Origin of the sequence: Clostridium amylolyticum, from assembly GCF_900142075.1 — a bacterium.
Taxonomy (GTDB): Bacteria; Bacillota; Clostridia; order Clostridiales; family Clostridiaceae; genus Clostridium_AA; species Clostridium_AA amylolyticum.
On record NZ_FQZO01000008.1, the window covers coordinates 161,833 to 168,005 of the forward strand.

The 6,173-nt window shown below is 34.3% G+C and carries 6 protein-coding genes, 1 tRNA gene and 1 rRNA gene; 1 reads left to right on the forward strand and 7 read right to left on the reverse strand.

The features are described from left to right. Nucleotides 1-72 precede the first annotated feature (72 nt). The 4 genes from BUA82_RS16870 to fusA form a co-directional block, all read right to left on the reverse strand. On the reverse strand, nt 73-684 hold the full coding sequence (locus tag BUA82_RS16870; protein WP_073011033.1) for a histidine phosphatase family protein: 612 nt from the start codon (nt 682-684) through the stop codon (nt 73-75). A gap of 95 nt (nt 685-779) precedes the next feature. Then, on the reverse strand, nt 780-1,733 hold the full coding sequence (locus BUA82_RS16875; RefSeq protein ID WP_073011038.1) for an ROK family protein: 954 nt from the start codon (nt 1,731-1,733) through the stop codon (nt 780-782). A 339-nt stretch (nt 1,734-2,072) separates the two neighbouring features. Continuing rightward, nucleotides 2,073-2,309 carry a hypothetical protein gene (locus BUA82_RS16880; RefSeq protein WP_073011041.1) on the reverse strand — a complete coding sequence of 79 codons (237 nt, stop codon included), beginning with the start codon at nt 2,307-2,309 and terminating at the stop codon, nt 2,073-2,075. Between the two features lie 149 nt (nt 2,310-2,458). Next, entirely contained in the window at nt 2,459-4,546 is a 2,088-nt protein-coding gene (fusA, locus tag BUA82_RS16885; protein ID WP_073011087.1) for an elongation factor G, read from the reverse strand. Nucleotides 4,547-4,959: 413 nt separating this feature from the next. Between fusA and BUA82_RS16890 the strand changes: the two genes are divergently transcribed. Further along, nucleotides 4,960-5,511, forward strand: coding sequence for a nucleoside 2-deoxyribosyltransferase (locus BUA82_RS16890; RefSeq protein ID WP_073011044.1), 552 nt, complete (start codon nt 4,960-4,962; stop codon nt 5,509-5,511). A 109-nt stretch (nt 5,512-5,620) separates the two neighbouring features. Here the strand turns inward: BUA82_RS16890 and BUA82_RS20825 are convergent, their stop codons facing one another. From BUA82_RS20825 to rrf, 3 genes are all read right to left on the reverse strand, one after another. After that, nucleotides 5,621-5,779 (reverse strand): hypothetical protein, encoded by a 159-nt coding sequence (locus BUA82_RS20825; protein ID WP_178140768.1) that lies wholly within the window; start codon nt 5,777-5,779, stop codon nt 5,621-5,623. Between the two features lie 118 nt (nt 5,780-5,897). Then, a tRNA-Asn gene (locus tag BUA82_RS16895) sits at nt 5,898-5,972 on the reverse strand. A 6-nt stretch (nt 5,973-5,978) separates the two neighbouring features. Then, nucleotides 5,979-6,095 (reverse strand): 5S ribosomal RNA (gene rrf / locus BUA82_RS16900). Nucleotides 6,096-6,173: the final 78 nt, after the last annotated feature.

Consider the following 6,173-nt stretch of genomic DNA (forward strand, 5'->3'; position numbering starts at 1 on the left):
TATTCACCACTTAAAGAAGTTGGGGTATTAGAGGCGGTTAGCTATCGGATAAATAGAGCACTTTTATTATTTTTAGAAATCGTAATGCTGTGTATCCCCAGTTAATATCACTTGAAACTCATCTTTATTTATGTTTACTTGAGTAAGACTAGCTTGTCCAACTATAGGTAAGTTATGTATTTCATCTAGGTCTAAGCTATTAAAATATGAAAGCATCACTTTAAGAGATATGCCATGAGTAACTATAAGTACGGATTCATTAGGATGGTTTAAAATTATCCTGTCCACTGCACCTATGATTCTCGCTGTAAAAGTCTTATAATCTTCTCCCATGTCAGGAATGTATTTAGATGGATGATATATAAGATTATTTAGTTCTGCTTCATTTAGGCTCTTAATCTCATCATAAGTAAGACCTTCCCAGTTACCGAAGCCCATTTCTCTTAAATCTATATCATGAATTATTTCAATATCTCTATCGCCTCTTATTATTTCAGCAGTTTTTGCTGCTCTTTCTGTGGGACTTGCATATATTTTGTTTAAGGGAACGGTGCTCATTCTCTTTCTTAAACTTTCAGCCTGCTTAACTCCTAATTCTGTTAAAGGGGAATTTTTCCACCCTTGAAACCTAGACTGTATGTTCCATTCTGTTTCTCCATGTCTTGTTATATATAAAGTAGTCAATGAAAAGTCCTCCTATATAATAATATTTTTCCAATATAAAAAAATATATTCATCTATCTAATAAGGATAAATGAATATAATTTTTTATAAAACTTCTAAACTGATTCTGTCTCCAAAATTGCAAGGGCTACTGCTCCTACCACTCCAGCATTGGTTCCAAGCCCTGCTGGTAGAACTTTACAAGAATCTGCCATGGTTTTAAAGTTTCTTGTATTTACAACTTCCCTAACTTTGTCAAATACCACATCTCCGCCTTGAGAAACCCCTCCGCCAATAATAACCACCTCAGGATCAAAGCTTGTAATAATATTTGCTACAGTTATACCAAGATAATTTAGGCAACTATCTAATATAGCCTTTGCAACCTTGTCCCCCTTAGAAGCTTCTACAAAAACCTCATAAGAAGTTACATTTTCATAGTTCTTTAAGGATGTTTCTGCTTTGCTTTCTACTGCTTCTTTAGCTCTTTTTGCTATGGCAGTTCCTGAGGCTACAGCTTCAGCACAGCCTAAGTTTCCACAGTTACACCTTGGACCATCTGGAACAATGGTCATATGACCTACTTCTAAAGCATTGGAAGTATTTCCTCTGTAAATTTTACCATTTACGATAGCTCCTCCACCGATACCAGTACTTACAGTAACATACACCATGTTTTTAGTGCCCTTACCTGCTCCTAGTAAATATTCTCCAATAGCAGCCACATTAGCATCATTATCTAAATATACTGGCACATTGAATCTTTCTGTCATAGGATTAACTATATTAAAGTTTTTAAAAGGCAGGTTTGGTGTAGTAACTATTATTCCTTTTTCTGCATCTAAGGGACCTGGTGATCCTATGCCGATGGCTTTTATATCCTCTAAAGGAGCATTAATTTCTTTCATAACTGTTTCTACTGCTAATATCATTCTAGCTAAAACAGCGCCTTCTCCTTCATGAGCCAAAGTAGCTAATGTAGTCTGAGCTTTAATGTTACCCTTTAAATCAGCAACCGCACAACAGATTTTTGTACCTCCTAAATCAATACCAACAACATATTTCTCCATTATTTTACCTCCAAATAAAACTTTTACTTATGAAAAATTTTAAATAAAAAATATTTACTTATATCAGGTGATTCTTAGCTTCCCATGCAGTTTGCTTAAAAGGAATACTTACTCCAGATGAACCTTAGAAGAACTTATCCAGGATCTTAACACCCCTTATCCCACCACTTAAAGAAGTGGGAGTATTAGTGGCTGTTAGCTATGGGATAAACTTAATTTTATAACTTGTCCATTTAATATTAATTGCATCATTTCTGCATAGTGAAAGCATGAAAACTAATATCATCAGTTTTCAAAGGTACTCATGTTAATGTGAATACCTTATCATTATAGCAATATCTACTTATATTTTAAAGCATGAATATAATATTTACCGTCAACATCTTCACCTTGGTTTGTTATTCTAAAATTCTTATCATTTAGAAAGGAACAAATTATATTTATATTATCTTGTGTAACTTCACTTAGGGAAATAGTAAATTTGTCATGGTGATCTACCACGCCAATATAATCATAAATATTACTGTAATCACTAAGTCCTATGATACCTGTAATTTCCATTCTATAATGCGACATGGAAGACCCCTCCTGATATAATTAATGTTAAGCTTCTTCTCCACTTAGACTTATTATTTCCATAATATTTATACTTTATCCTAATTTATTATGTAAAAATTTTTATAAAAAAAGTAGAGACGTAAATCTCTACTTTTTGGAATGTCTGCTTAGGCTTCAGCTTTTAGAGCTTTGGCGGTTTCTATTATTTTATTTACTTCCGCAGCGGGTACTTCTTCATATCTTTCGAAGGCGGATCTAAAACTTCCCCTTGCCTGGGTTATAGATCTAAGATCAGTAGCATAAGTAAACATTTCTGACATTGGAACTTCTGCTAAAACTTTTTGAAGTCCATCCTCTGGCTCCATTCCTAGAACCCTACCTCTCTTTTTGTTTATATCTCCTATAACATCTCCCATATACTCGTCTGGAACTATTACTTCTACCTTCATAATAGGTTCTAGAAGTATAGGACTTGCCATTTCTAGGCCCTTTTTATAGGCTAAGGAAGCTGCTATTTTAAATGCCATTTCAGAGGAATCTACAGGGTGGTAAGAACCATCATGCAATGTGGCTTTTAATCTTATTACGGGGTATCCTGCAAGAACTCCACGGCCTATGCATTCCTTAAGACCTTTCTCTACCGCAGGTATATAGTTTCTTGGAACAACTCCTCCTACAACTTGATCTACAAATTGAAGTTCATCGGAGCCGTCGGTTCTTGGTTCAAATTTAATTTTAACATCTCCATATTGTCCATGCCCTCCAGACTGCTTTTTGTGCTTTCCTTGGACATCAGAAACAGCTTTTATGGTTTCACGGTATGGAACCTTTGGAATTTGTAATGCAACTTCTACACCAAATTTATTTTTAAGCTTTGAAGCTACCATATCTAAATGGGCTTCACCTATTCCTGAAATTATAGTTTCTGCATTTTCCACATCTCTAGATACCTTAAAGGTTGGATCTTCTTCAATAAGCTTGCCTAAACCTGAAGATATTTTGTCTTCATCACCTTTTGCTTTAGGTACAACCGCCATAGACATTACAGGTTCTGGGAAATTCATACTGTCATATTCTACATTGAAATTAGGATTACATAAAGTATCTCCTGTACCTGTATATTGAAGTTTTGCTACGGCTCCTATATCTCCTGCTATTATTTCTTCAGCAGGAAGCTGGGATTTTCCTCTTAAGTAATATATACTTCCTATCTTTTCATTTTTATCTTTAGAGGTATTAAGTACAGAAGTATCTGGAGTTATCTTTCCAGTAATAACTCTAAACATAGATAGCTTACCAACAAATGGGTCTGCTATAGTCTTAAACACAAAGGCGGAGAAAGGATCCTTCTCATTAAGATTTACTCTAACTTCTTTATTATTTTTCTTATCTATTGCCTTTTGAGATAATGCGTATTCTGGTGATGGGAAACACTCAATTATATCATCTAACAAAGCATCCATAGCTATAACAGAGGCTGCACTTCCGCACATAACAGGAGCAATGTCACCACTTACACATCCATTTATAAGTCCTTTATAGATCTCTTCGTCGCTTAATTCTCCTTCTGAAAAGTACTTATCAAGCAAAACTTCATCAGTTTCTGCTACAGCTTCCATAACCATCTGCTTGCACTCATCTACTTTTTCTTCTAATTCTGCTGGAATGTCAGCTGGTTCCATCTTTTTAGTTTTAGGATTATAAACCGTAGCGGTTCTTGAAATTATATTTATAACGCCTTTAAAATCGGCTTCTTTTCCAATGGGATATTGTATAGGTACTACAGATATTCCGTAATGATCTTTTAGCTGAGCTAATACTTTATCATAATCACTGTTTTCTCTATCAAGTTTATTTATAAAAAATGTTCTTGGAAGCTTTATTTTATTAACGTAGTTCCAAGCTTTTTCTGTTCCTACTTCTACTCCTGCTGCACCGCATACCACTATCATAGCTACGTCACAGGCTCTCATCCCTTGAATTTGTTCTCCTATAAAATCAAAGTATCCTGGAAGATCCAGCATGTTAACCTTTACACCCTTCCATTCAAAAGGTGCTACAGATGCCGACATGGATATTTTTCTTTTCTTTTCTTCAACATCGTAATCACATATGGTATTTCCTTCGTCAACTTTTCCTAAACGATCAATGGTCTTGGTTGTGAATAATAATGCTTCTGCTAAAGAGGTCTTTCCTGATCCACTATGACCAAGGATTCCTACATTTCTGAGGTTGTTGATTTTGTACTCTTTCATAAGCCTTGCCATTAAGCTAAACTTTTAACTTAATGGACTTCACCCACCTTTCCTTTAAAAATTTGACTAACTTTGCATCTATAATCTGCTGAAGCTATCAGCACATTGCAAATTTAAATATAAGTGACACATTATCTATATTCTCTAAAAAACATAAATTTCCTTTAAAAAATTAATTAAATTTTCAGAATATAGAATTTATTTTAATTATACTATTTTATTATAAATATTGCCACTGGAATAAAATCTATTCATAACCAGATATATACCACCTTATTATAGTATTTAGCTTTTTTGAATATATAATACCGCTTTATGAAATATATTATATCCCTTATAATAAGTAGTATCATGCTGGTCATAATAGACGTAAATCTAAATAAAAAAATTCAACATAGGAGGTCATAACAATAATGAATAAATTTAAAAAAGCTTATATAGCAGGTGCTTTATTTAAGCAGGGAGATATAAATAAACGTCTTGAGGAAGGAAAAGACCTAAGAAATTTAGGGATGGATGTATACAATCCTATAGAAGCTCCTTGTAATGATAAGTCAAAATTACCTACTGCAGAAGATATTTACTGGGGAGACACCAAAGAAGTTCTAGATAGCGATATTATAGTGGCGGAGATTGATGGAATGGATCCTGGTGTATGCTCTGAGCTAGGTATAACTGCTGCTTGGAACTTTGCATATAATCACATGCTAAAGCTGCAAGAAGCCCTTGAAAATAACGATAGTGAAACCGCTTTAAATATGTTAAAAGAATTATTAAGCAAATATCCTAAAAAAGAAATAATCGCTCATCATACGGATATAAGACTAAGAACTTCTCATAAATATGAAGGAGATAAAGTTCCTTACGGCGTAAATCAATATGTAGTTGGACTAATAGAAGATAACGGAGAAATAGTCCATTCTTGGGAAGAAGCGATGGAAAAATTAAGAATTGAAAACTCATAGTTTAGACAATCTTAAAATTATAGGAAGCCGAAGGGCTTCCTTTTGTTAATAAATTTAAAGTTTTTCTGACGCTTTTTCAGAAAAACTCTCCTTCATTTTAAATTCTAAATTACCTAGTTGGTTTATAATAGTAGTTTGTAACTATTCTTTCTGGCATTCCCTCATCGTCGCCATAATAACGTGCGTTAGTTTCTACATCTTCTTTGAAGTCTAAACTTTGGAACTGCTCTCTGCGAGGTTCATGTTTATTTTCATTTCTTTTTGCCACGGAATCACATCCTTTTAGTATTAGAATAACCAAGTCAAAGAGAAATTATTAATTTTAAATTCTAAATTGTTTTTTACATTAAATAAAAAAACTCAAGTTGCAATACAACTTGAGTTTTTGGCTCCGCGGAGAGGGCTCGAACCTCCAACCTATCGGTTAACAGCCGAGTGCTCCACCATTGAGCTACCGCGGAATACAGACCTGGCGACGTCCTACTCTCCCACACAGTCTCCCGTGCAGTACCATCGGCCCTATAAAGCTTAACCTTCGTGTTCGGAATGGGAACGGGTGTTACCTTTATGGCATAATCACCAGATTTTCGGTGCTTTTCAAAGAAAAGTACCTTTATCTGAAAGAATTTTGTTCTTTCAAAACTGTATATAGAACTTTGTAA

What these genes read in the sequence shown, in the direction of transcription:
- fusA (WP_073011087.1), bottom strand. Translation starts at nt 4,546, where the DNA reads ATGAAAGAGTACAAAATCAACAACCTCAGAAATGTAGGAATCCTTGGT.
- BUA82_RS16890 (WP_073011044.1), top strand. Translation starts at nt 4,960, where the DNA reads ATGAATAAATTTAAAAAAGCTTATATAGCAGGTGCTTTATTTAAGCAG.
- BUA82_RS16880 (WP_073011041.1), bottom strand. Translation starts at nt 2,309, where the DNA reads ATGTCGCATTATAGAATGGAAATTACAGGTATCATAGGACTTAGTGAT.
- BUA82_RS16875 (WP_073011038.1), bottom strand. Translation starts at nt 1,733, where the DNA reads ATGGAGAAATATGTTGTTGGTATTGATTTAGGAGGTACAAAAATCTGT.